The organism is Flavobacteriales bacterium, assembly GCA_016713875.1.
GTDB lineage: Bacteria > Bacteroidota > Bacteroidia > Flavobacteriales_F > PHOS-HE28 > PHOS-HE28.
This window is the reverse complement of sequence record JADJOI010000003.1, coordinates 2589299-2614415: the sequence shown is the minus strand read 5'-3', so window position 1 is coordinate 2614415 and position 25117 is coordinate 2589299. Positions and strand designations below refer to the sequence as shown.

The window sequence follows — 25117 nt, the reverse complement described above, 5'->3', positions numbered from 1 at the left end:
CCCTTGTGCGGAGGAGCGCGGCGTCAACTACATCCCCGAACCCATGGTCAAGCTCATTACCCGGAACAAATTCCTGATCGCTGGTGCCCTCCTCGGTGGCGTGGTCTTCACCTCGGCCTTCCAGGCCTATGAACTGCCCAACGTGGGCTCGGCCGTGCCGGCGAACCAGTTCGTCAACTTCGAGAGCGCCCATGTGCACCCCCTCGACCTGACGCCCGACGGCACCAAGCTGCTGGCGGTGAACACGGCCAACAACGCCCTGGAGGTGTTCCAGGTGACGCCCAACAACCTGCTGCTGCAGGCCAGCATCCCCGTGGGCCTTGACCCGGTGACCGTACGGGTGCGCAGCAACACCGAGGCCTGGGTGGTGAACCAGGTGAGCGATGAGGTGAGCATCGTGGACCTCACCCAGAACATCGTGGTGCGCAGCCTGCTCACCGAGGATGAGCCCGCCGACGTGGTCTTCGCCGGCGGGGTGCCCGCCACCAAGGCCTTTGTGTCGTGCGCCGGCCGCGAGAGCGTGCAGGTGTTCAACCTGGCCGACCTCAGCGCCGCCCCCACCGAGGTGCTGCTGAAGGGCGAACAGCCCCGGGCCCTGGCCGTGAGCCCCAGCGGCAATACGGTGTACTGCGCCTTCTTCGAGAGCGGCAACGCCACCACGGTGCTCAACGGCAACACGTTCTTCAACTTCCAGCACGGTACGAACCGGTTCGGCATCTGTTCCCCCCAGGGCGGCTGCACGGTGATCCCCAACGATGCCACCAACCCCGCTGGACCCTATGCGGGCGTGGTGCCCATCCCCAACGCCGGCATGGGCTTCAACCCGCCGATGAACCCGGCCAACCCCACCAACCTCATCAACACGCACAGCATCATCGTGCGCAAGAACGCCGCGGGCCAATGGCTGGACGACAACGGCGGCAACTGGACCAACATGGTGAGCGGCAACGCTGCCGGCAAGGCGCGCATCGCCGGGTGGGACATGCCCGACCGCGATGTGGCCGTCATCGACGCCAACGCCCCCAGCACCGCCGGCGTGCAATACCAGACCCGCATGGGCAACATGCTGATGGCGATGGCCGTGAACCCCACCAACGGCCAGGTGAGCGTGGTGGGCACCGATGCCACCAACGAGGTGCGCTTCGAGCCGGTCCTCAACGGCAAGTTCCTCCGGGTCAACATCAGCCGCTTCTCGTCGGTGGGCGGGGCCAACACCATCACAGACCTCAACCCGCACCTCACGTATGCCACACCCAGCGTGGCCCCGGCCCTGCGCAAGCAGTCCCTGGGCGATCCGCGCGGCATCGCCTTCACCACGGACGGCACCAAAGCCTACGTCACGGGCATGGGCTCCAACAACGTGGTGGTGATCAACAGCGACGGCACCCGCAACCTGGCCGACCCCATCCCGGTGGGCGAGGGCCCCACCGGCATCAAGCTGAACACCGGCAACACCCGCGCTTACGTGCTCAACAAGTTCGAGGGCACGGTGAGCACCGTGGACCTGTCCACCAACAAGGAGGTGGCCCGCGCCAACTTCTTCGACCCCACGCCCATGGTGATCAAGGCCGGGCGCAAGCACCTGTACAACACCCATCTGGGTTCCGGCACGGGACACATCTCCTGCGGCAGCTGCCACGTGGACGGCCGCTGGGACCGTCTGGGTTGGGACCTCGGCGATCCCAGCTTGTCGATGGACACGGTGGACGGCAAGGTGCTGCACCCCATGAAGGGGGTGAAGACCACCCAGTTCCTCATCGACATCATCGGACGTGGCCGGGGCAACCTGCACTGGCGCGGTGATAAGCGCAACTTCGGTGAGTTCGACGGTGCCTTCCATCATCTGCAAGGAATGGACGCCCCGAAGTCCCAAGCCGAGATGCAGGAGTTCGCCGACTTCCTGGCCGCCACCTGGTACGTGCCGAACCCCTTCCGCACCCTGCGGCCCGAGAGCGAGAGCAGCACCCTGCGCCTCAACCCCAACCGCGTGCGGGGCACGGGCACCACCTTCCAGACGGTTCCACCGGCCGTGAACCTGTTCGTGAGCGTGCAGGCGAACTGCTCACATTGCCACAACGCCCAGACCGGACGCGGTGAGCTGCCCGGCAATGACAACGTGGCTGGCACGGGAGCGGGATCGCTGGTCGACTTCGGCCCGAACCGCAACATGGCGGCCGACCTGCGGAGCACCTACCGGAAGAACGGCTTCTTCTACAACACCACCGAGTGCACCAGCGGCTTCGGCATGATGAGCGAAGGGGTGATGGAGACCTGGTTCAACGGCGGTGGCGTGGCCAACTACCTGGGCGACTACGAGCCTGAGCTGCTGTCGTGGTCCGGAGGGATCAACTTTGCCAACAGCCCGCAGAGCTTCAACTTCCCGTTATCGAGCAATGTGGTGAACGATGCCCTGCCGGCGGTGGGCTTCCGGGAGACCCTCAACGGCAGCACGATCGGCAGCACCACCCGCCTCAACACCATGAAGGCGTTGGCCAACGACCGGCCCACCGAGTACGGCATGATCGTGAAGGGCCGCTACGGCGGGGTGATGCGCGGCTTCTACTACTTGGGCGGCGAGAACTACCAGAGCGACATCAGCGGGCAGACGGTGACCCACGCCCAGCTGGTGGCCTCTGCACAGGGCTCCGGCGGTCCGCTCAGCTGGACGCTGGTGCAGCCCACCACCCGCATCCGCATGGGCGTGGACGCGGACGCCGACGGCATCCTGGACCAGGACGACACCCATGCCCGCGTGAACCTGCGCATGTTCCTCGACGGACCCTACCAGACGGGCGGCATGAAGGCCGACCTGGGCCCGGCGGGCTTGCTGCCCGGCACGGACCCGTATGGGCTGAACACCCAGGCCGCCCCCAACGTGCTGGCCCGCCAGGGCATGACCGCCCCGGTGGACTGGGCCCTGGTGGAACTGCGCAACAACGCCAACCCCACGCAGGTGGTGGCCACGCGCGCCGTGCTCGTCCAGCGCTCCGGCGATGTGATGATGCCCGGTGGTGAGCAGACGGTGACCTTCCCCGGGGTGCCGGCGGGCAACTACCATGTGGTGGTGCGCCACCGCAATCACCTCGGAGCGATGACCTTCCAGCCGGTGCTGCTCCGCGAGTGGAACACCATGATCGACCTCACCGATCCGTCGACGCCCACCTATGGCACCGATGCCCGACGGAACCGCAGCGGCGTGATGGTGCTGTGGGCCGGTGACGTCACGGGCGAGGGCACCATCAAGTACGCCGGCAGCAACAACGACCGCGATCCGATCCTGGTGGGGGTGGGCGGCACGGTGCCCACGGCCACGGCCCCCGGTTACCTGGACGAGGACGTGAACCTGGACGGGGTGGTGAAGTACACCGGAAGCAACAACGACCGGGACCCCATCCTGCAGTCGGTCGGCGGCACCCTGCCCACGGCCGTGAAGGTCCAGCAACTGCCATAGGCCATGTAACTGGCTGACCCACAAGAAACTATAGCGACGGGCGGTCCGCGAGGCCGCCCGTCCTGTTCCCGGGTATGGAGGACCGGTGGACGGCGCGGTGGGGATCTTGTGGACGGTCGCGTTTGTGCGATCGCGGAAACGATCTAACTTCGCGGCCCCTTCCGCGGGGAGGTGTACACGATCCGCACGCCCATGGCATCGACAACGCATACGACGAGCATGGCCAACAAGGCCACCGTCACCAAGGAATGGCTCCTGGTGGACGCCGAGAACGAAACGCTGGGCCGCCTGGCCAGCATGGTGGCCATGCTGGTGCGCGGCAAGCACAAGCCCACCTTCACCGCTCATGTGGACACCGGTGACCATGTGGTGGTGATCAACGCCGACAAGGTGCGTCTGACGGGCACCAAGATGGACGACAAGGAGTACCAGCGCTTCAGCGGGTACCCCGGTGGCCGCACCGTGGAGGTGGCGCACAAGCTGCACCGCCGTAAACCGACCGCCCTGGTGGAGATCGCCGTGCGCGGCATGCTTCCCAAGACCCGCCTGGGCCGCGCCCAGTTCACCAACCTGCACGTGGTGGCCGGCACCGAGCACAAGCACGGTGCGCAGAACCCCCGCAAGATCGACCTGAACAGCATCAAGTAAGATGGAGCCCATCAACACCATCGGCCGCCGCAAGACCTCCGTGGCCCGCGTGATCCTCACCGAGGGCAGCGGAGCGGTCACCATCAACGGCGTGGAAGGCAAGGAGTACTTCCCCCTGCTGGCCCAACAGTTCAAGATGAACCAGCCCTTCAAGCTCACGGGCACCGAGGGCAAGTACGACGTGCAGGCCCGCGTGGACGGCGGTGGCATCACCGGCCAGGCCGACGCCCTGCGCCTGGGCATCGCCCGTGCGCTGGTGGAGGCCGATGCCGAGAACAAACCCAAGCTCAAGGCCGAGAACCTCATGACCCGCGACCCCCGTGCCGTGGAGCGCAAGAAGTTCGGCCGCAAGAAGGCGCGCAAGCGCTACCAGTTCAGCAAGCGTTAAACCCGCGCTTGCGAGACCCGCACGGGCCCTGGCACCGGCGGGTTCAGCATCCAATCCGGACGGACTCGGTCCCGCCCAGCGGGAAAGGCTACCGCCCGGATGCCTGCTCAAACGGGAAAAAGGAACGTGAACCCAGTACCAGACAACGCACATGGCCCGCACTGATTTCAACAAACTGCTCGACGCCGGCGTCCACTTCGGTCACCTGCGCCGCAAGTGGAACCCCAACATGGCCCCGTACATCTTCGGGGAGAAGAAGGGGATCCACATCATCGACCTCAACAAGACCGTCGTCAAGCTCGACGAGGCGGCCTCCGCCCTCAAGAGCGTGGCCCGCAGCGGCAAGAAGATCCTCTTCGTCGCCACCAAGAAGCAGGCGAAGGACATCGTCGCAGAGAAGGTGAAGGCCACCGGCATGCCCTACGTCACCGAGCGCTGGAGCGGTGGCATGCTCACCAACTTCGGCACCATCCGCCGCGCCATCAAGAAGATGGCCGCGATCGACCGGATGAAGACCGACGGCACCTTCGACAACATGAGCAAGCGCGAACGCCTGCAGGTGATGCGTCAGCGCGAGAAGATGGAGAAGAACCTGGGCTCCATCGCTGACCTCACCCGCCAGCCGGCCGCCCTCTTCGTGGTGGACATCGTGAAGGAGCACATCGCCGTCGCCGAGGCCCGCAAGCTCAACATCCCGGTGTTCGCCATGGTGGACACCAACAGCGATCCCACCCTGGTGGACTTCCCCATCCCGGCCAACGACGATGCCACCAAGAGCATCGAGCTCATCGTGGACGTGGCCATCGCCGCCATCAACGAAGGCCTCGAGGAGCGCAAGAACGACAAGAGCAGCCTACCCGAGGGCGAGGCCGAGGAAGGCGAGGAGGGCGAGGAAGTGGAGGCCGAGGGCTCCGAGGAGGAGGCCAACTGAACCCCAACATCAACCGAACGCAAGTGAGCACGACCATGGCCATCACCGCCGCCGACGTGAACAAGCTGCGCCAGATGACCGGCGCAGGCATGATGGATTGCAAACAGGCCCTCAGTGAGGCCAATGGCGACTTCGATACCGCCATCGACATCCTGCGCAAAAAGGGCCAGAAGGTGGCCGCCAAGCGCGCCGACCGCGACGCCAACGAGGGCCTCGTGATCGCCAAGACCACCGCCGACGGCACCCGTGGCGTGCTGGTGTGCGTGAACTGCGAGACCGACTTCGTGGCCAAGAACGGCGACTTCGCCGCCATGGCCGAACGCATGGCCCAGACCGCCCTGGACAAGGGCGCTGGCAGCGTGGACGCCCTGAAGGCCCTGCCCTATGACAGCAATGGCCTGAGCATCGCCGAGAAGCTCGTCGAGCAGACGGGCGTCATCGGGGAGAAGATCGACATCAGCGCCTGCCACGAGGTGAAGGCCGCCTTCGTGCTGGCCTACAACCACCCGGGCAACAAGGTGGCCAGCATCGTGGGCCTCAACAAGGCCGGCTTTGAGAACGCCGCCAAGGACGTGGCCATGCAGGTGGCCGCCATGGCCCCGGTCGCCGTCAACAAGGAGAGCGTGCCCCAGTCCGTGATCGACAAGGAGATCGAGATCGGCAAGGAGCTCGCCATCCAGGAGGGCAAACCCGCCGACATGGCCGAGAAGATCGCCGTGGGCCGCCTCAACAAGTTCTTCAAGGAGAGCACCCTGCTCGCCCAGGAGTTCATCAAGGACAACAAGCTCAGCGTGGAGCAGTACCTCAAGAGCGCGGAGAAGGACCTTACGGTCACCGACTTCAAGCGGCACTCGCTCACGATCTGATGTTCGCGCATCACCGACATGGAGAGGGGGGCTTCGGCCTCCCTCTTTTTTCTTTGTCCCCACCCCCCGCACCATGGCCCGCACCTACCACCGCATCCTCCTGAAGCTCTCCGGCGAAAGCCTCATGGGCACCAAGGCCTATGGCATCGACAGTGAACGCCTGGGCGCCTACGCCGACGAGATCATCGCGGTGGCCGAGAGCGGCGTGCAGGTGGCCGTGGTGATCGGCGGCGGCAACATCTACCGCGGCATGGAGGCCGAGGGCGCCATCGACCGCGTGCAGGGCGACCACATGGGCATGCTGGCCACCATGATCAACAGCCTGGCCCTGCAGAGCGCCCTGGAGGCCAAAGGGTACAAGACCCGGCTGATGAGCGCCATCAAGATGGACACCATCGCCGAGCCCTTCATCCGCCGCCGCGCCGTGCGCCACCTGGAGAAGGGCCGCATCGTGATCTTCGGTGCCGGCACCGGCAACCCCTACTTCACCACCGATACCGCCGCCAGCCTGCGCGCCATCGAGATCGAGGCCGATGTGATCCTGAAAGGCACCCGCGTGGACGGCATCTACACCGCCGACCCGGAGAAGGACCCCGCCGCCGTGCGCTACGAGCGCATCACCTTCACCGAGGTGTACGACAAGGGCCTGAACGTGATGGACCTCACCGCCTTCACGCTCTGCAACGAGAACAAGCTGCCCATCATCGTCTTCGACATGAACAAGCCCGGCAACCTGCGCAAGGTGGTGGCCGGTGAGCAGGTGGGCACGCTGGTGGAGTTCTGACCGGGAGGCACGTTGAGGCAGAGGGCGAGGCTCACGCAGAGGGGCAGAGGGCGCGGAGCGGCAGGCAGCACGAGATGCTGGTGAGCTGGAGCGGTGCGAGGGTGCGAAAGCTGGAGGCCGGTGGCCGGAAGCCGGAAGCCGGTGGCAGGAGGCCGGAAGCTTGAGGCTGGAAGCCGGAGGCAGAGGGCGAGGCTCACGCAGAGGGGCAGAGGGCGCGGAGCGGCAGGCCGCCCGAGAGATGCTGGTGAGCTGGAGCGGTGCGAGGGTACTGAAGCTGGTGGCAGGAGGCCGGAAGCTTGAGGCCGGAAGCCGGAGGCAGAGGGCGATGCTCACGCAGAGGGGCAGAGGGCGCAGAGCGGCAGGCCGCCGGAGAGATGCTGTTGAGCTGGAGCGATGCGAGGGTACTGAAGCTGGTGGCAGGAGGCCGGAAGCTTGAGGCCGGAAGCCGGAGGCAGAGGGCGATGCTCACGCAGAGGGGCAGAGGGCGCGGAGCGGCAGGCCGCCCGAGAGATGCTGGTGAGCTGGAGCGGTGCGAGGGTGCGAAAGCTGGAGGCCGGCGGCCGGAAGCTTGAGGCTGGAGGCAGAGGGCGATGCTCACGCAGAGGGGCAGAGGGCGCAGAGCGGCAGGCAGCCGGAGAGATGCTGTTGAGCTGGAGCGATGCGAGGGTACTGAAGCTGGTGGCAGGAGGCCGGAAGCTTGAGGCCGGAAGCCGGAGGCAGAGGGCGATGCTCACGCAGAGGGGCAGAGGGCGCAGAGCGGCAGGCCGCCGGAGAGATGCTGTTGAGCTGGAGCGATGCGAGGGTACTGAAGCTGGTGGCAGGAGGCCGGAAGCTTGAGGCCGGAAGCCGGAGGCAGAGGGCGATGCTCACGCAGAGGGGCAGAGGGCGCAGAGCGGCAGGCAGCCGGAGAGATGCTGTTGAGCTGGAGCGATGCGAGGGTACTGAAGCTGGTGGCAGGAGGCCGGAAGCTTGAGGCCGGAAGCCGGAGGCAGAGGGCGATGCTCACGCAGAGGGGCAGAGGGCGCAGAGCGGCAGGCAGCCGGAGAGATGCTGTTGAGCTGGAGCGATGCGAGGGTACTGAAGCTGGTGGCAGGAGGCCGGAAGCTTGAGGCTGGAGGCAGAGGGCGATGCTCACGCAGAGGGGCAGAGGGCGCAGAGCGGCAGGCAGCCGGAGAGATGCTGTTGAGCTGGAGCGATGCGAGGGTACTGAAGCTGGTGGCAGGAGGCCGGAAGCTTGAGGCCGGAAGCCAGAGGCAGGGGGCGAGGCTCACGCAGAGGGGCAGAGGGCGCGGAGCGGCAAGCAGCCGTCGAGATGTGGGTGAGGTGGAGCGGTACGGGGGTGCGAAAGCTGGAGGCCGGCGGCCGGAAGCTGGAGGCTGGGGGCTTGAGGCCGGAAGCCGAGGTCTTGAGGCTGGAGACCGAGCTTGCTCTGGATGCCGCTTCCCGGGGTCCTGCTAATTTCGCCATCCCGAAACCGACCTGACGATGGACGTGAAGACACTGATCGCCCCGAGCGAGGACCTGATGCAGAAGGCCATCGACCATCTGGAGCACGAGCTCACCAAGGTGCGCACCGGACGCGCCAACCCCGCCATGCTGGACACGGTGCGCGTGGAGGCGTACGGGGCCCACATGCCCCTCAACCAGGTGGCCAACGTCAACACCCCCGACGCCCGGACGCTGATGATCCAGCCGTGGGACAAGAAGATGATCGACGCCATCGAGAAGGCCATCCAGGCCGCCAACCTGGGCTTCAACCCCAGCAACAATGGCGAGAGCGTCATCATCAACGTGCCCATGCTCACCGAGGAGCGCCGCAAGGACCTGGTGAAGGCCGCGCACAAGGAGGGCGAGCACGCCCGTGTGAGCATCCGCGGAGCGCGCCAGAAGGCCATGGAGGCCATCAAGGGCTCCAAGCTGCCCGAGGACGTCATCAAGGACGGTCAGGACCAGGTGGAGAAGCTCACCGCCGGCTACAACAAGAAGGTGGAGGCCTTGATCGAGGCGAAAGAGAAGGACATCATGAAGGTGTAGGGCTTGTGCACATGGTCCTACGCCCACACCGGGCTCCCTTCGCTGCAATTCCGGCATATCTCGACGCTGCTGCGCGCGGCCAGCAGGTTCCGCCGGAAGGCCGTGTAGGCCTCGCCCGTCCAGATCTCACGGAAGCTCTGCGTGCGCAGGTCGCCGAGCACATGGTGCGCGTCCTTGTCGAAGCAGCAGGGCACCACGCGGCCGTCCCAGGTGATCACGCAGCTGTGCCACATCTTCCAGCAGCGGTCGTCGAGGGCGTTCTTCACCTCCCACACGCCGCGCGCGTTGCGGCGGTACCGTGAGTACCTGTCCTGCGTGGGGATCAGAGGGTGGTCGTCCTTGGGGTCGTACACCTGGGCGGTCTTCAGCCACAGGTCGTCCACGCCGATCTTCCTGGCGAGGGCGCGTGCTTGGGGGATCTGGTGCTCGTTGGGGCGCACCACCAGGAACTGGAACACCACGTGGGGCGTGCTGCTCCTCAGCTTCCGTTTCCACGTCACGATGCGTTCGGCGCCCTCGATCACCTGGGCCAGTTCGCCTTCGATCCGGTACGCGGAGTACGTTTCCTGCGTGGTGCCATCCAGTGAGATGATGAGGCGAGAGAGCCCGCTGCGCACGGTGGCCTCCGCCTTGGCCTCGTCGAGGAAATGCGCGTTGGTGCTCGTGGCGGTGTAGAGCCCGCGGCTCCGGGCGTGCGCCACCATGGCCAGGAAGCCGGGGTTGATGTAGGGCTCGCCCTGGAAGTAGAAGGTGAGGCCCCACAGGTCGGGCGCCAGCTCGTCGATCACGCGGGTGAAGAGCTCCTGCCGCAGGTTGCCGGTGGGCCGGGTGAAGCTCCGGAGCCCGCTGGGGCATTCGGGGCAGCGCAGGTTGCAGGCCGTGGTGGGCTCGATGGCGATGTGCATCGGCAGTCCGTCGATGCGCGGGTCCTTGGTGCGGCTCGCCCGGCGGAAGCTGCTCCAGATGCGGTAGGCGTTCGCGGCCCGGCGTCCGGTGAACGAGCGGGCCCACAGCGCGGCATCGCGGGCCGGGGCCAGGGGCGAAAGGGCCATGCCGCCAAGGTACAGGCCCCGGCCGCCTTCCGGCTGTTACTTTCCGCGCCCTGTCCTCGTCACACCGATGGACCTCATGCGCACGCTTCCTCTGTCGCGGCTGGCCGCAGCGGCCCTGCTGCTGGCCTGTTGCGCATGCGCTCAGGCCCAGCGGGTGGTCACCGGTCTGGTGCTCGACGCGGGCAGCGGTGAGCCCGTGCCTTTCGCCGCGGTGCAGCTGCCCGATGGGCGGGGTGGCGTGGGCTCCGACCTGCACGGTCGCTTCGCGATCGAGGTGCCAGGGGACGTGAACGTGCTGCGCGTGAGCTGCATCGGCTTTCGGCCAGCGATGGTGACCGTATCCGAGGACGACCACTTGGTCATCCGTCTACAGCCCGCTGTGGAACAGCTGCCTGCGGTGGACATCCGCCCGGGCGTGAACCCTGCTCTGGCCCTCATCGAAGGAGCCATCGCGCGACGCCATCTGAACCATGGCCTGGGCCATCGCGCCCACCGCTACCGCTCCTACGCGCGCACCGTCTTCACCCTGGCCGTGGACAGCGCGCTGCTGGCCGACACCACGCGCATCGCCGCCCTGGGCTCCAGCGACCGCGAGGCCGTGCGCTTCGCCCAACGCCAGCACGTGCTGCTGATGGAGAGCGCCACGCGCTGCACCGCCCGCCCGCCCGGGCAGCGCACCGAGGAGGTGCTCGCCCTGCGCGTGAGCGGCCTGCAGGACCCGGCCTTGCTGGCCGTGGCGGCCAACAGCCGTAGCTGGTCGGTGTACGAGCCCCTGATCGAGCTCAATGAACGGCGCTTCCCCAGCCCCATCGCTCCCGGTGCCACGGACCGCTATCGCTACGTGCTGGAGGACACGCTGGCGCAGGCCGGCGACACGGTGTTCATCATCCGTTTCTTCCCCCGTACCGGGGCACGCTTCGACGGGCTGCAAGGCGTGCTGGGCCTCCACGCCGGCGACCATGCCGTGCACCATGTGACGGCCGAACCGAAGGAACAGCGCAACGGGCTGGGCATGCGGATGCGGCAGCTGCACCGGCCCGTGGGCGACACCTGGTTCCCCGAACAGGTGGAGAGCACGCTGTACCTGAACACCCTGCAGGTGGGCTCCTATGCGCTGGTGGGCCGGGTGCGCGTGGACCTCACCGACATCGAGCTCGATCCGGACCTGCCGCGCTCTGCCTTCCGCGGTGCCGACCTGGTGGCCGACCGCATGAACATCCGTACGGAAGCCACCATGTGGGACAGCCTGCGCACGGTGCCGCTGGACGCCAAGGACCGCATGACCTACCGCACGATCGACAGCCTGGGCCGCGCCGAGCGCCTGGACCGCACGGTGCGTGGACTGGACGCCCTACTGCGCGGGGCCATCCCCTGGGGCCCGGTGGACCTGCCGCTGGACCGCTTGATCGCCTACAACGGCTACGAGGGGTTCCGCGTGGGCCTTGGCCTGCGCACCAACGCCCGAGTGAGCCGCCGGTTCACGCTCGGCGGCTACGCGGCCTACGGCTTCAGCGATCGCGCCACCAAGTTCGGCGGCGAAGTGACGGTGCGCCCTTGGAACGGCCGCGACCACGACCTGCGCGTGGCGGCCCAACGCGACGTGACCGAGACCGGCGGTTGGGGCTTCCAGCGCCCCCCCACGCTCCTGAGCGAAGAGGGCTACCGCCTGCTGTACATCACGCGCATGGATGCCGTGGACCGGCTGGAAGCCGTGGTGGGCGTGCGGGTGCTGGAGGGCTTGAAGCTGTGGCTGGGCACCGAGCGCGCCGACCGCAGCGATCGCACGGGTTACCGCTTCGCCACGGCGGTGGGCGATGGGATCACGCTGTACGACCGGCGCTTCGTGACCGGTGCGGTCACCTTCGGTCTGCGCTATGCCCCGGGCGAGCGCACCGCGCAGCTGCCCGGCCGCCATGCGGTGACCCGTGCCGGCCGGCCCGAGCTGCAGGTGAACGCCTGGCGTGCGGTGGACGGGCTCTGGAACGGCGATCGCGACCTCTGGCGCGTGGTGCTGCAGCTCGGTGATGTGCATCGCGGGGCTGTGCGCAGCCTGGCCTGGCGGGTGGTGGCGGGCATGGCCGATCCGCTCGTGCCGGCCCCCTTCCTCTTCAACCTGCGCGGCACGGCCACCGAAGACCTGGCCGTCGGCACGCCATGGGCCTTCGAGACCATGGCCCCGAACAGCTTCGTGGCCGACCGCTTCGCAGCACTGCACCTGCGTTTCGGCCTGGGCCCTGTGCTGTGGCGCCATCGCCTGTCCCGGCCGCTTCCCGTGCTCATCGCCTCAGGGGCCGTGGGCGCGCTGGACCATCCGGACCGCCATGTGGGTTGGACCTTCGAGGCCCCGGAACACGGCTACCAGGAAGTGGGCCTTGCGTTGGACCAGGTGTTGCGCAGCGGCGTGGTGGGTCTGGGTGTGCTTGGTGCCCTGCGCGTGGGCGCCTACGCCACGGGGAGGCTGGAGGATGACGCGGCCGTGAAGCTCACCTTGTCCCTGATCCTCTGAGGGTTGAACAGGCGCTCTGCCCCGGATCTCGTTCCTTTGCGCGGGCTCCGGCATGGCCGGGGCCTTTTTGTCCGAACCCATGTGGGCCTGGCTGGCGAGTAGGATCCTGCGCAACCGCATCGCGGTGCTGGTCATGGTGGCCCTGCTCACCGGCTGGATGGGCTACGAGGCCACCCATGTGGCCATGCAGTTCAAGCACGGTGGCCTGCTGCCGCGCACCGACAGTGCCTATGTCGAGTACGAACGCTTCCTGGCTCAGTTCAGCGAGGACGGCAACGTGCTGGTGATCGGCACGCAGGGCGATGGACTGTACACCCCGAAGGCTTTCACCGCCTGGCGTGCCCTGGGCGACGGCCTGAAGCAGGAGGACGGTGTGGACTCGGTGTTCAGTGAGGCCCACCTCTTCGAGCTGCTTCGCGACGACAGCCTCAAACGCTTCCGGCTGCGCGAGCTGTGGCAGGGCCCACCGGGGGACCAGGCGGCCATGGACTCGTTGCGGGCCCGTGTGCGGGCGCTGCCCTTCTATGCCGACCTGCTCTACAACGACAGCGCCAAGGCCAGCCTGATGATGGTGTTCGTGGACGCGGCGCGCTTCAACAGCGAACGGCGCGGCGATGTCGTCGACCGCATCGAGGCCCATGCGCGCCGCTTCGAGGCCGAGCAGGGGCTGCCGGTGCATCTCAGCGGCCTGCCCTATATCCGCGTGCGCAGCACCGGCATGGTGAAGGCGGAGATGCCCGTGTTCATGGGCCTCAGCATGTTCCTGTGCGGCGTGCTGCTGCTGCTCTTCTTCCGAAGCTGGCGCGTGATGTGGATCTGCATGGGCGTGGTCGCCATCAGCGTGGTCTGGAGCTTCGGCGCCATGGGCCTGCTCGGCTACAAGATCACCATCCTCATGAGCGTGATCGCCCCGCTGGTGATCGTCACCGGCGTGCCCAATTGCGTGTTCCTCATCAACGCGTACCACTACGAGTACGTGCGCCACGGCAACAAGATGAAGGCCCTGCAGCGCGTGATCAGCCGCATCGGTGCCGCCGCCTTCCTCACCAACGCCACCACCGCGGTGGGCTTCACCACCTTCTGCTTCACCTACAGCGATACCCTGAAGGAGTTCGGCTGGATCGCCACGTTCGGCATCATGGTGCTCTGGGCCCTGAGCATGCTGCTGATCCCCGTGCTCTTCAGCTATATGCCCGCGCCCAAGCCGCGCCACCTCAAGCACCTGGAGCGTCGCTGGCTCGATGCCGCCGTGGAGTGGATCGTGCGCACAGTGCGCGACCGCCGGCCGCTGATCTACGCCATCACCGCCTTCGTCTTCGTCTTCGCGCTGTTCGGCATGTTGCGCCTGCGCGACGAGAGCCGCATCGTGGACGACCTGCCGGAGGACAACCCCGTGCTCACCGACCTGCGGTTCTTCGAGCGGCACTTCAAGGGCGTGATGCCGCTGGAGGTCCTGGTGTCCACCGGCAAGCGCAACGGGGTGTTCAAGGACGCCACCCTCAAGCGCATCGACCGTCTGGGCGACACCCTGGCCACGCACCCTGAGTTCAGCCGACCGCTGAGCATCGTGGACGCCGTGAAGTTCACCCGCCAGGCCTTCTACGGTGGCGACCCGGCGGCCTACGGTCTGCTCACCAGCACGGACAAGACCTTCATCGCGCCGTACCTGGAGGCGTTGGACGGCAAGCAGGGCATGGCCAAGGCCTTCCTGGACAGCACGCGCAGCACCACCCGCATCACCGTGCAGATGGCCGACGTGGGTACCATGCGCATGGACGCCGTGCTCGGCAAGCTGCGCACCCAGGTGGACAGCCTGTTCAGCGCCGATCAGTACAAGGTGACCCTCACCGGAACGAGCGTGGTCTTCCTGAAGGGCAGCAGCTATCTGGTGAGCAACCTGGTGATCAGCCTCTTTTGGGCCGTGGTGCTCATCGTGGGCATGATGGCCCTGCTGTTCAACTCGTTGCGGATCCTCGTGGTGTCGCTCATCCCCAACCTGATCCCCCTGGTGGTCACCGCCGGGCTGATGGGCTTCCTGCACATCCCCATCAAGCCGAGCACCATCCTGGTCTTCGGCATCGCCCTCGGCATCGCGGTGGACAACGCCATCCACTTCCTGGCCCGCTACCGGCTGGAGCTGCGGCTCACCGGCCATGACCTGAAGCGCAGTGTGGACCTGGCCACCCGCGAGGTGAGCGTGGGCATCATCTACACCAGCGTGGTGCTGCTCGCCGGCTTCTGCATGTTCGCCTTCTCGCACTTCGGCGGCATCCAGGCGCTCGGCATCCTCACCAGCCTCACCCTGCTGGTGGCCATGTTCACCAACCTGCTGGTGCTGCCCTCATTGCTGATCTCCTTCAACAAGGCGCTGATGACGAAGGCCTTCGAGGAACCGCTGTTGGAGATCCTCGATGAGGAGGAGGACATCGACCTGATGGAACTGAAGCTCGAGCCCGGGCGTGACAACACCGCGGCGCTGGCCACCGACAGCACCACCGACGACGAATGAAAGGCATCATCCTGGCCGGGGGATCCGGCACCCGCCTGCACCCGCTGACGCTCGCCGTGAGCAAGCAACTGATGCCGGTGTACGACAAGCCCATGATCTACTACCCGCTCAGCACCCTGCTGGCGGCCGGCGTCCGCGAGGTGCTCATCATCAGCACCCCGCACGACCTGCCGAGCTTCCGCAAGCTGCTGGGCGACGGCGCCCAGCTGGGCTGCAGCTTCACCTACGCCGAGCAGCCGGTGCCCAACGGACTGGCACAGGCCTTCGTGATCGGCCGCGACTTCGTGGGGCGCGACCCCGTGGCGCTGATCCTGGGTGACAACATCTTCTACGGCCGCGGCTTCGGCCGCATGCTCGCCCAGCACACGGACCCGGACGGTGGCCTGGTGTTCGCGTACCACGTGAGCGATCCCGAGCGCTACGGCGTGGTGGAGTTCGACGCGGACAACCGCGTGCTGAGCATCGAGGAGAAGCCGGAGCGGCCCAAGAGCAACCATGCGGTGCCCGGCCTGTACTTCTACGCCAACGACGTGGTGGACATCGCGGCCGCGCTCAAGCCCAGTGCACGGGGCGAGTACGAGATCACCGATGTGAACCGGGAGTACCTGCGGCAGGGCCGGTTGAAGGTGGAGATCATGGACCGCGGTACCGCCTGGCTCGACACCGGGACCTTCCGCAGCCTGATGCAGGCCGGCCAGTTCGTGCAGGTGATCGAGGAGCGGCAGGGCCTGCGCATCGGTTGCATCGAGGAGGTGGCCTACAAGAAAGGCTACATCACCGCCGAACAACTGCACGCCCTCGCGCGTCCCCTGATCAAGAGCGGCTACGGGGAATACCTCATGCGGCTCACCGAGGGATGAGCACCGGGATCCTCGCCGCGCACCGCGCGCGCATCGAACAGCGCATCGAGCGCTGGGTGGCCGGCCTGCCCGACGATCCGCTCTACGCCCCGATGGCCTACCTGATGCGGCTGCCCGGCAAGCGCGTGCGCCCCGGCGCCGTGCTGCTCGCCGCCGAGCTCTTCGGCCATGATCCGGACGATGTGCTCGATGAGGCCCTCGGCATCGAGCTCTTCCACAACTTCACCCTGATGCACGACGACATCATGGACCAGGCGCCGCTGCGCCGGGGCATGCCCACCGTGCACACCAAGTGGAACGTCAACACGGCCATCCTCAGCGGCGATGCCATGCTGGTGAAGGCCTATCAGTTGATGGCGCGCGACCCCGAGGTGCTCCGTCTCTTCAGCCACTACGCGCTCGGTGTCTGTGAAGGCCAGCAGCGCGACATGGACCTCGAGCACCGCGCCGACGTGCATGTGGACGAGTATACCGAGATGATCCGCCTGAAGACCGCCGTTCTGCTGGGCTGCGCGCTGCAGGTGGGGGCCACCCTCGCCAAGGCACCGTCCGCCGAGCGCATGCGCATCGGCGCCATGGGTGAGCACCTGGGCCTGGCCTTCCAGCTGCGCGACGACCTGCTCGATGCCTTCGGCGATCCCGACAAGGTGGGCAAGCAACGCGGGGGCGACCTGCGCGCCGGCAAGCGCACCTTCCTGCTGATCCGCGGCCTGGAAAAGAGCGACGCTGCGGGGCGCACCGAGCTCAGGGAGGAGTTGGCGAAGGCGCCCGAGGCACGCGACGTGCAGCGGATGTTGCACGTGCTGGACGAGCTCGGCGTGGAGGCCGAAGCCGCGGCCGAGGTGGAGCGTCACCACGCGATGGCCTTGGACGCCCTGGACACGATCGACGTGGCCGACGCCCGCAAGGCCCCGCTGCGCGAGCTCGCCCAGGCCCTGCTCGATCGGGTGCACTGACCCTACCGCAACAGATCGCGCAGCGCAGCCTCCAGTCCGGGGTGCGCACACCGCCAGCCGGTGGCCTCCAACCGTTTGGTGCGCATGGGACCGCCGCCCAGCAGGACATCGGCGATGCCACCGAGCGCCACGCGCAATGCGATGCCCGGCACCGCCGGCATCACGAAGGGTCGATGCAGCACATGCGTCAGCGTGCGTATGAAGGTCCGGCTGTCCGGCTGTTCCGGCGCGGCCACGTTGTAGGCCCCACGCAGGTCCGTGTTGAAGAGCGCGGCCGAATAGGCGGAGACCAGGTCGTTCAGGTGCACCCAGGTCATCACCTGCCGTCCATCGCCCAAGGTTGCGGCCAGTCCGAGGCGGGCCAGCCGAACCAGCCGGGGCAGTGCGCCCCCGGTGCGCGCCAGCACGATCGGTGTGCGGAGCTTGACCACCCGTGCGTGCGGCGACCAGCGGTCCGCCGCTGCCTCCCAGGCCGTGGTGATGCCGGCGATGACGTCCTTGCCGGACGGCGCCTCCTCGGCGAGCGGCGTGTTCCAGCGACCTGCACCGTACCACCCGGACCCGGATGCGCTGACGAAGGAGCGCGGCCGCCACCCGGTGCGCTGGGCCGCCTGCCAGAGGGCCTCAGGACCGGCCGTTCGGCTCGTGGTGAGCTCCCGCACACGGTCCTTGCTCCAGCGTTTGTCCGCGATCGGCGCGCCGGCCAGGTGCACCACATGCTCGACGTCCCGCACCGCCTCGTCAGGTGCGCCCAGCCGAGGATGCCAGGCGAAACCCGCGACACCGTCCGACCCGGCGACCGCGCGGCCGAGCCAGCGCACCTCGTGTCCGCCCTGCCGCAGGTGAGCCGTGAGCGCGGAACCGATCAGTCCGCTTCCACCGGTGATGAGGATCGTGCTCATGGTGCAAAGGGAACATGCCGCAGTTCAGCAGCCGACCGCGTTCACACTTCGTTGACGCTTTTCACGATCCTTCACCATCACTGCTCGTCCATGGGGCGCAGGTCGGGCCGGTCCTGGTAGCCCCAGGCTTCCTGCGGGTCCAGGTCACGCACCTGGACGCGGCGGTCGTTCAGGACGGACCACACCATCCAGAGCACCAGGCCCGGTCCCACCAGGATAAGACCGCCGATGAGCCAGGGAGGCCCTCCGAAGAGCCCAAGGGCGAGGTTGAGGAGAAGCGCGGCGGTGGTCACGTGCACCGCAGGAGGCAGCCGGTCCATGTTCCAGCAACGACGGCCGATCCGGAATGTTCGGCGCTTGAACGGAAAAGGCGCCCTGTGGCGCCCTTTCCTTGGATGCTCCTGATGGAGTTCAGCGTGCTCGTTCGATGGTCTTGAGGTCCTCGTCCAGCAGCCCTTCCTTCTTGCCGAAGATGGCCGCATCGTCCCGCAGGTACATCAGTTCACCAGTGCTGACCTTGAAGACCCGCTTGAAGCAGTGCTTGTTCTTGTGCTCGCCCGTGAGCAGCACGTCGGTGACGGCCACGCCGCCCTCTCCCTTGCCCACCGCGGCGTTCAACTGCATCAGGTCCATCACCTGTGCCCTGTGCGTGTAGTGCGTCTTCACCGCGGCCGCATCGGGCAGGCTCTTGTCCAGGTGCTCCTTGGCGATCCACAGGTCGAGCTCGTCGCGCAGCAGCCGGTTGCGGCCGGCGTACAGCCGGTCGGCCGTGGCCTTGTCGGTGATCTTGCCGGTGGACACCTGCTTGAGGTAGTCCTGGATGGCCTTCAGGTACAGGTTGACGAAGGCGGTGGTGCCATGGGTGGCCATGCCCGCCGGGTCGATCTGCAGGAAGGCCACGTCCTGCGACGGAGGCAGGTTCACGATGGCATTGTCCGTCACCTCCAGCACCTCGCCCTTCTTCTGCTTCCAGCCGCGCATCAGCGTGAGGAACGTGCCCGTGAACTTCTCCGGGTCGTTGCGCAGGGTCTTCACCAGGTAGGTCTTGTCGGCACCCAGCGGCTGCGTGGCCAGGTCGTTCACCGTGATGAAGTCCACGCTCTTGGTGAAGGTCCAGTGCGCCTTCACGGCGTCCATCATCGCCCGGTTGTACGGGCTGTCGCCCGCGTCGAGCACCACCAGGGTGGTGGTGGTGGATGCGTCCTTCACCGCGTTGGCGTCGAAGGTGCCGTACTGGGCGGTGGCCGTGAGGGTGCAGAACGCGAGGAGCAGGCTGGATGGGATGATGCGCATGGTGGGTTGGTGCCGTTTGCGGTGGAGGGCCGGTCGTCCGGTGCCGGCGGGCGACGAAAATAGTGCCATGTTCCCGCGGGCTTCGGCGTAGTTTTCGACAGGATGAGCGGCGATCTGTCAACAACGGGAGGCGGGCTGCTGCACGGCCTGGACCGTGCGGAGGTGCTGGCGGCCACCGTGGCGCAGCTCCGCAAGGACCTCAACACCCCGGAGCTCGTGGTGCCCGCGGTGGGGGAGGGGGCCTTCGAGGCGCTGCGGGCCCAGGTGCTGCCGGTGGTGGAGGACCGCCACCGGCAGGGGCAGCATGCGCTCGGCGTGGTGCTCTACCGGGTGGACCTGCCCGAGGCGCACGCCCGACGCAGCATGGCCGCGGGAGGTCTGCCCGAACTCGCCGGCCAGCTGGTGCTGCGCGCCTTGCAGAAGGTGCTGACGCGCATGCGCTACGCGGCGTGGTTGGCGGAGAAGTAACCTGCTCAAGCGCTTTCACAACGTTGACCCGCCACTCCCGGGCGGTCACTCGAACGTGAACAGGACCACTTCATCCAACGCAGCGGAAAGAACAAGGAGCTGGTCCGTGCCGATCAGTTGAAGCGCTTTCACGTCATGACCCTTCAAAGGGATGGGCGTGAGGTCGATCGGTGTATATGATCCGGCTTGCGCATGACCGATGCGCGCGAGGTGCAACGCATCGTTGGAGAAGTACACGATGCTGATCGTGTCCTTTTCGCAATGCATGCTCATGGTAAAGTAGTTCTGCCTCATGTGAATGGCGACAGGTCCTGGTGGTATGGCTAAAAGAGCTGAGAGGTCGCTCTGCTTCCCATCCCGAAGCGACACCATGCGCGGAGCAGAGGCATAGATGAAGTGGTCCGCACTGAAGTGGCCGTTCACGAATTGGTAGGGCCTCAACCCTTCCCAGGATTCGTTGAAATAGTCGAACGGGACGGTTTGGCCGACGTACATGGAATCCCCCCGCCAATGCAGCTCGGCGAAGAGCGGATGGCCTTCGTCCGCCCCATCCAACTTGAAGATCTGTGCGATATGAACGCTGTCCAGGTGCCCAAGGCCGCTCGGGGTGAGCATCAGCCCTCGTCCATCGACGGCCGATCGATCGATCACGCGGGTCAAGGTCGGTTCACCTTGTGTCGGCAGTGTCAACACGACCTGCTGGGTTCGGGCCGCACGGATGTTCCGATCATCTGCTGCTGGATCGACGCACCACATGACCAGTCCGCAGCCCTCTTCCGGCGTGCGCGCATGGATGAGCCCTTCACTCCGGAGATCCAGTACCGCAAGACCTGCGGCGGCCGGTGCGCTTCGTGAGGCCAGGTTCATTAATGCGTGCGCATCGCCGATCTTCACGAGCTGGACGCGATCGCCAGTGTCCAGGTCCATCCTGTATACCATTCCAACGATCTCGTCCAGCAGCCAGACTGAACGTTGGGTCGCGACCAGTTGGACGGCCGAGCTGATCGGGCCTTGGTCGGCCGTTCGTTCCACCTTCCAACGGCGCGTCCGCACGACAGTAGCACGTCGACCGGTGGTGACAGAATACATGGAGGGAGAACCCGGACCCGCACTCGGATCCTGCACGGCTGGTGGTGCGATGAGCGCAAGCCCGGCTTCTCTGGCAGGGTCGAGTTTCGCACGCGCGTGCGCATCCTTGATCTCGGCCGCACGAGAGGGGAGCGCCTCCAGAGGAAATCGGTCCACCGTGTCCAGTCCGACCGTGACGAAACAGGTGGATGTGCCATACTGGCCGAGGTATCCCCTCAAGCGTTGAGGGGAGAGATAGCGGAATCCAAGCTGCTTGATCCCTTCAAGAGCAAATCGATCCACCACCCACGGCGTCAGAGCGCTGTCCGACCGGCTTAACCAGACGGTTTTTTTCAGGTCTCGGGGCAGGTCGTTCAACGTGGCGATCTGCCGTGAATGGGCTTCGCAATTGGCCAAGTTGAGCAAAACATGGAGTTCGGCCTGCGCATGCAGAATACCCGTGCTCCACACGGCCATCGCCACAAGCACCGCACCTTGGACCATTGCGATCGAAGGTACTGTTGATGCTGGCGACATCGACTTGGTCGGTCCTATCGCGTCAATGGATCACATCGAAAAGGAAGGTCCCATCACTTTCGTCCCGAGTACGATACCTCACATTTACAGGCTGAGCGGCCGGTCGGCCGTCATTGTCGTTGATGGTCAGCCGCCCCTCAGTACCAGGCAGGATATCTGAAGGATGCACTACGCTGACCCCGGCCTCCACACTGAAGCAGTTGTAGATGGATGTGTTGTAGCATTTGATCTTTACGGTTGGGGTCCCGCCGTTCTCCCATCGATAAATCGCTATTCCGGGTGCGCAAGGAGGATTCGGGCACAGGGATGGACCTTGGGCGAGGGCGCCAAGCGGAGCAAGGATGCTCCTGAGCACGAAGATCAAAACTTGTTGCAGTCCATGGTTTGTTCTTTTTTCCCACCCTGGGTCGAGTGGCACACGAAGGTCTTGGATGTCATGTTAATGATCATCCTGATAGGTATGGTGGATTATCAAGAACGTCTAGTAATTTAGCAGTTGTTCAACGTAATGAACCATGTCAAACATGCTCCGAATCGGTCTGAAGGTCTAGAACATTCGAGAGTGGCGTAACTATACGCAGACATACATGGCCGCGTAGCTCGGGGTGAAACAGAATACGTACAGCCTCTGGGAACATGGTAAGGGGTTGACCAGTGAACAGGTCGGTGCCATTGCCAAGGTACTGGATGTGCCTCCAGATGAGCTTGGGTCGCCAGAGCCGGTTTCCTTATCGCTAACGAACAACCATGCGGACAACGGGTATATGAGTATCCAGAACCAACAGCAACAAACTGTACCCATGGAGATCGTTGAACGCTTAATGGGAGAAAGCCGGGAGCGCGCCAGAATGCTGGAGGAGTTGATAAAGGCTCAGATGGAAGTGTTGCGTGAACTGGTCAAAAAGAGCAGGTACAAGGACAGGCATTGATCAACATCGTTTGAATCAGGCAAAGTGTTGATGACTTGATTCCCTGACGAGTGTAACCTCCTGAGGGTCAACCTCGTACAGCGGCCCGGTCCGCTGGCTACCTTTGCCACCCCGGTCCGCCGCCTGAATGGACAAGCATTCCTACCTGAGCAACGCCGACCCGGCCGCGCTCGACGCCGTCTACCAGCAATACCTCAAGGACCCCGCCTCGGTCGACCCCGGCTGGGCCCGATTCTTCGAAGGCTTCGAGCTGGCCCGCACGCAGCACGACCTGCTCCCCGGTGTCGCCGCGTCCACGGGAGCGGGGTCCGAGCAGTTGACCAAGGAGGTCAAGGTCATCGAGCTCATCAACGCCTATCGCCAGCGCGGCCACCTCTTCACCCGCACAAACCCGGTGCGCGAACGCCGCAAGTACAGCCCGCCCCTGGACCTGCCCACCTACGGGCTCAGTGAGGCCGACCTGGACACCGTGTTCGCCGCCGGCAGCGAGGTGGGCCTGGGTGCTGCCAAGTTGCGCGACATCCTCGCCCTGCTGGACCAGACCTACTGCCAGAGCATCGGCGCCGAGTTCCGCTACATCCGCAACCCCGAGAAGGTGAAGTGGCTGCAGCAGCGGATGGAGGGATCGCGCAACACGCCCGACCTCACCATCGAGCAGAAGAAGGCCATCCTGGCCAAGCTCAACGAGGCGGTGGTCTTCGAGAAGTTCCTCGGCAAGAAGTTCATCGGCGCCAAGCGCTTCAGCATCGAGGGCGCCGAGGCGTTGATCCCCGCGCTGGACACGGTGATCGAGCACGGCGCCGGCCAGGGCATCACCGAGTACGTGATCGGCATGGCCCACCGCGGCCGCCTCAACGTGCTGGCCAACACCCTGCGCAAGAGCTACGACCAGATCTTCAGCGAGTTCGAAGGCAAGGACTACGAGGACGAGCTCGTGGAGGGCGACGTGAAGTACCACATGGGCTACAGCTCCGTGCTGAAGACCAACACCGGCAAGGAGGTGCGCCTCACGCTGGCGCCCAACCCCAGCCACCTGGAGAGCGTGGGTCCCGTGATGGAGGGCATCAGCCGCGCCATCATCGAGCACGACGACAAGTTCAAGATGGGCATCACGGCGCCCATCCTCATCCATGGCGATGCGGCGGTGGCCGGGCAGGGCGTGGTGTACGAGGTGGTGCAGATGGCCGGGCTCAAGGCCTATGAGGTCGGCGGCACCATCCACATCGTGGTGAACAACCAGGTGGGCTTCACCACCAACTACATCGACGCGCGCACCAGCACCTACTGCACCGACGTGGCCAAGGTGACGCAGTGCCCGGTGTTCCACGTGAACGGCGACGATGCGGAGGCCGTGGCCTTCACCATGAAGCTGGCGATGGACTACCGCCAGAAGTACGGCACCGACATCTGGGTGGACATCCTCTGCTACCGCAAGCATGGCCACAACGAAGGCGACGAGCCCAAGTTCACGCAGCCCATGTTGTACAAGGCCATCTCTGCCCACCCCGACCCGCGCGCCATCTACACGCAGAAGCTGATCGACAGCGGCGTGGAGGGGGCCAAGGAGCTCGCCGCGGAGATGGAGCGCAGCTTCACCGCCATGCTGGACGAGCGCCTCAACGAGGCCAAGCAGCAGCGCGTGGGCCGGATCACCAACTTCATGGCCGAGCGCTGGAAAGGCTTCCGCCGCGCCACCGTCGCCGACCTGCTCTCCGCACCGGCCACGGGCGTGAAGAAGGAGACCTTGCGGATGATCGGGGAGAAGCTCACCGTGCCTCACCCCAACGGCATGAAGTTCTTCAGCAAGCTGGAGAAGATCCTCAACGACCGCAGGAAGATGATGGAGGAGGAGACCCTCGACTGGGGCCTCGCCGAACTGCTCGCCTACGGTTCGCTGCTCGTGGAAGGGAAGCCCGTGCGCTTCACCGGCCAGGACGTGGAACGCGGCACCTTCAGCCATCGCCACGCCGTGGTGAAGGTGGAGGACAGCGAGGAGGAGTTCATCCACCTGAAGCACATCCAGGAGGGGCAGGCGCTGCTGCAGATCTACAACTCGCTGCTGAGCGAGTACGCGGTGCTCGGGTTCGAATACGGCTATGCGCTCACCAACCCCAACACGCTCACCATCTGGGAGGCGCAGTTCGGCGATTTCGTCAACGGCGCGCAGATCATCCTCGACCAGTACCTCTGTTGTGCGGAGGAGAAGTGGGACACGCAGAACAGCCTTGTGCTGCTGCTCCCGCACGGCTATGAGGGCCAGGGCGCCGAGCATAGCAGCGCGCGCATGGAGCGCTTCCTGCAGAGCTGCGCCGACGAGAACATGGTGGTGGTGAACTGCACCACACCGGCCAACTTCTTCCACGTGCTGCGCCGCCAGCTGGCGTGGGACTTCCGCAAACCGCTGGTGGTGTTCACGCCCAAGAGCCTGCTGCGCCACCCGAGGTGCGTGAGCACCCTGGACGAGCTCGCGAAGGGCCGCTTTCAGCCGTTCATCGACGATGCGACCGCCGATCCGAAGCTGGTGCGCACGGTGATCCTCACCCAGGGCAAGGTGCACCACGACCTGGCCGAGCACCGCGAAGCGCAGGGCATCACCGACACTGCGCTGCTGCGCGTGGAGCAGTTGCACCCGCTGCCCGTGGACGCGATCAAGGCGGCGTTGCGGAAGTACGCCAAGGCCGAGCGCTTCCTGTGGGTGCAGGAGGAGCCGCGCAACATGGGCGCGTGGACGCACATCCTCACACAGCTGCAGCCGGAGCTCGATGTGAGGCTCGAGTGCATCAGCCGTCCGGCGAGCGGTGCGCCCGCCACCGGCAGCAGCAAGCGCAGCGCCAATCAACAGGTGGCCATCATCGAACAGGCGTTCGGGGCGGGCCGCTCCGGCACGAAAGCGCCCACGACCAAAAAGGCCCGTGCCTGAGCAAGTGACAAGGAA

19 protein-coding genes are annotated in these 25117 nt (G+C 65.9%); 14 read left to right on the top strand and 5 right to left on the bottom strand.

Features of this window, described 5'->3' with window-relative positions; all coding sequences use genetic code 11:
* Positions 1-43: 43 nt before the first annotated feature.
* The 7 genes from IPJ87_12600 (at position 44) to frr (ending at position 9102) form a co-directional block, all read left to right on the top strand.
* Positions 44-3451, top strand: coding sequence for a beta-propeller fold lactonase family protein (locus IPJ87_12600; GenBank protein ID MBK7942693.1), 3408 nt, complete (start codon positions 44-46; stop codon positions 3449-3451).
* Between the two features lie 192 nt (positions 3452-3643).
* Entirely contained in the window at positions 3644-4099 is a 456-nt protein-coding gene (rplM, locus tag IPJ87_12595; protein ID MBK7942692.1) for a 50S ribosomal protein L13, read from the top strand.
* A gap of 1 nt (position 4100) precedes the next feature.
* On the top strand, positions 4101-4487 hold the full coding sequence (gene rpsI, locus IPJ87_12590) for a 30S ribosomal protein S9 (protein MBK7942691.1): 387 nt from the start codon (positions 4101-4103) through the stop codon (positions 4485-4487).
* A 151-nt stretch (positions 4488-4638) separates the two neighbouring features.
* Positions 4639-5418, top strand: coding sequence for a 30S ribosomal protein S2 (gene rpsB / locus IPJ87_12585; GenBank protein MBK7942690.1), 780 nt, complete (start codon positions 4639-4641; stop codon positions 5416-5418).
* A 35-nt stretch (positions 5419-5453) separates the two neighbouring features.
* Complete coding sequence (locus tag IPJ87_12580; GenBank protein ID MBK7942689.1) at positions 5454-6284, top strand: elongation factor Ts; 831 nt, start codon at positions 5454-5456, stop codon at positions 6282-6284.
* A 73-nt stretch (positions 6285-6357) separates the two neighbouring features.
* On the top strand, positions 6358-7068 hold the full coding sequence (locus tag IPJ87_12575; protein MBK7942688.1) for a UMP kinase: 711 nt from the start codon (positions 6358-6360) through the stop codon (positions 7066-7068).
* A gap of 1479 nt (positions 7069-8547) precedes the next feature.
* Complete coding sequence (gene frr, locus IPJ87_12570) at positions 8548-9102, top strand: ribosome recycling factor (GenBank protein MBK7942687.1); 555 nt, start codon at positions 8548-8550, stop codon at positions 9100-9102.
* 17 nt (positions 9103-9119) lie between these two features.
* Here frr and IPJ87_12565 read toward each other — a convergent pair whose 3' ends face one another.
* Positions 9120-10154, bottom strand: a complete 1035-nt coding sequence (locus tag IPJ87_12565; protein ID MBK7942686.1) for an SPASM domain-containing protein — start codon at positions 10152-10154, stop codon at positions 9120-9122.
* Between the two features lie 76 nt (positions 10155-10230).
* Between IPJ87_12565 and IPJ87_12560 the strand changes: the two genes are divergently transcribed.
* From IPJ87_12560 to IPJ87_12545, 4 genes are all read left to right on the top strand, one after another.
* Positions 10231-12660: a carboxypeptidase-like regulatory domain-containing protein gene (locus IPJ87_12560; GenBank protein ID MBK7942685.1), complete on the top strand. Its 2430-nt coding sequence runs from the start codon at positions 10231-10233 to the stop codon at positions 12658-12660.
* A gap of 79 nt (positions 12661-12739) precedes the next feature.
* Positions 12740-15169, top strand: coding sequence for an MMPL family transporter (locus IPJ87_12555; GenBank protein ID MBK7942684.1), 2430 nt, complete (start codon positions 12740-12742; stop codon positions 15167-15169).
* Positions 15166-16029 carry a glucose-1-phosphate thymidylyltransferase RfbA gene (gene rfbA / locus IPJ87_12550; protein ID MBK7942683.1) on the top strand — a complete coding sequence of 288 codons (864 nt, stop codon included), beginning with the start codon at positions 15166-15168 and terminating at the stop codon, positions 16027-16029. The genes IPJ87_12555 and rfbA overlap by 4 nt, the downstream gene beginning before the upstream one ends.
* A complete protein-coding gene (locus tag IPJ87_12545; protein ID MBK7942682.1) occupies positions 16026-16985 on the top strand; it encodes a polyprenyl synthetase family protein in 960 nt (319 codons plus the stop codon). The genes rfbA and IPJ87_12545 overlap by 4 nt, the downstream gene beginning before the upstream one ends.
* A 2-nt stretch (positions 16986-16987) precedes the next feature.
* Here IPJ87_12545 and IPJ87_12540 read toward each other — a convergent pair whose 3' ends face one another.
* From IPJ87_12540 to IPJ87_12530, 3 genes are all read right to left on the bottom strand, one after another.
* Positions 16988-17887 (bottom strand): TIGR01777 family protein, encoded by a 900-nt coding sequence (locus IPJ87_12540; GenBank protein MBK7942681.1) that lies wholly within the window; start codon positions 17885-17887, stop codon positions 16988-16990.
* 77 nt (positions 17888-17964) lie between these two features.
* On the bottom strand, positions 17965-18207 hold the full coding sequence (locus tag IPJ87_12535; GenBank protein ID MBK7942680.1) for a hypothetical protein: 243 nt from the start codon (positions 18205-18207) through the stop codon (positions 17965-17967).
* 91 nt (positions 18208-18298) lie between these two features.
* Positions 18299-19180, bottom strand: coding sequence for a hypothetical protein (locus IPJ87_12530; GenBank protein MBK7942679.1), 882 nt, complete (start codon positions 19178-19180; stop codon positions 18299-18301).
* Between the two features lie 102 nt (positions 19181-19282).
* Between IPJ87_12530 and IPJ87_12525 the strand changes: the two genes are divergently transcribed.
* A complete protein-coding gene (locus tag IPJ87_12525) occupies positions 19283-19648 on the top strand; it encodes a hypothetical protein (GenBank protein MBK7942678.1) in 366 nt (121 codons plus the stop codon).
* A 45-nt stretch (positions 19649-19693) separates the two neighbouring features.
* On the opposite strand, the gene IPJ87_12520 is transcribed toward IPJ87_12525, so the two are convergent.
* Positions 19694-21220: a hypothetical protein gene (locus IPJ87_12520; protein ID MBK7942677.1), complete on the bottom strand. Its 1527-nt coding sequence runs from the start codon at positions 21218-21220 to the stop codon at positions 19694-19696.
* 638 nt (positions 21221-21858) lie between these two features.
* On the opposite strand from IPJ87_12520, the gene IPJ87_12515 reads away from it, so the two are divergent.
* Together IPJ87_12515 and IPJ87_12510 are read left to right on the top strand one after the other, a co-directional pair.
* Positions 21859-22182, top strand: a complete 324-nt coding sequence (locus IPJ87_12515) for a hypothetical protein (GenBank protein MBK7942676.1) — start codon at positions 21859-21861, stop codon at positions 22180-22182.
* A 127-nt stretch (positions 22183-22309) separates the two neighbouring features.
* Positions 22310-25102 (top strand): 2-oxoglutarate dehydrogenase E1 component, encoded by a 2793-nt coding sequence (locus IPJ87_12510; GenBank protein MBK7942675.1) that lies wholly within the window; start codon positions 22310-22312, stop codon positions 25100-25102.
* The last annotated feature ends 15 nt before the right edge of the window (positions 25103-25117 follow it).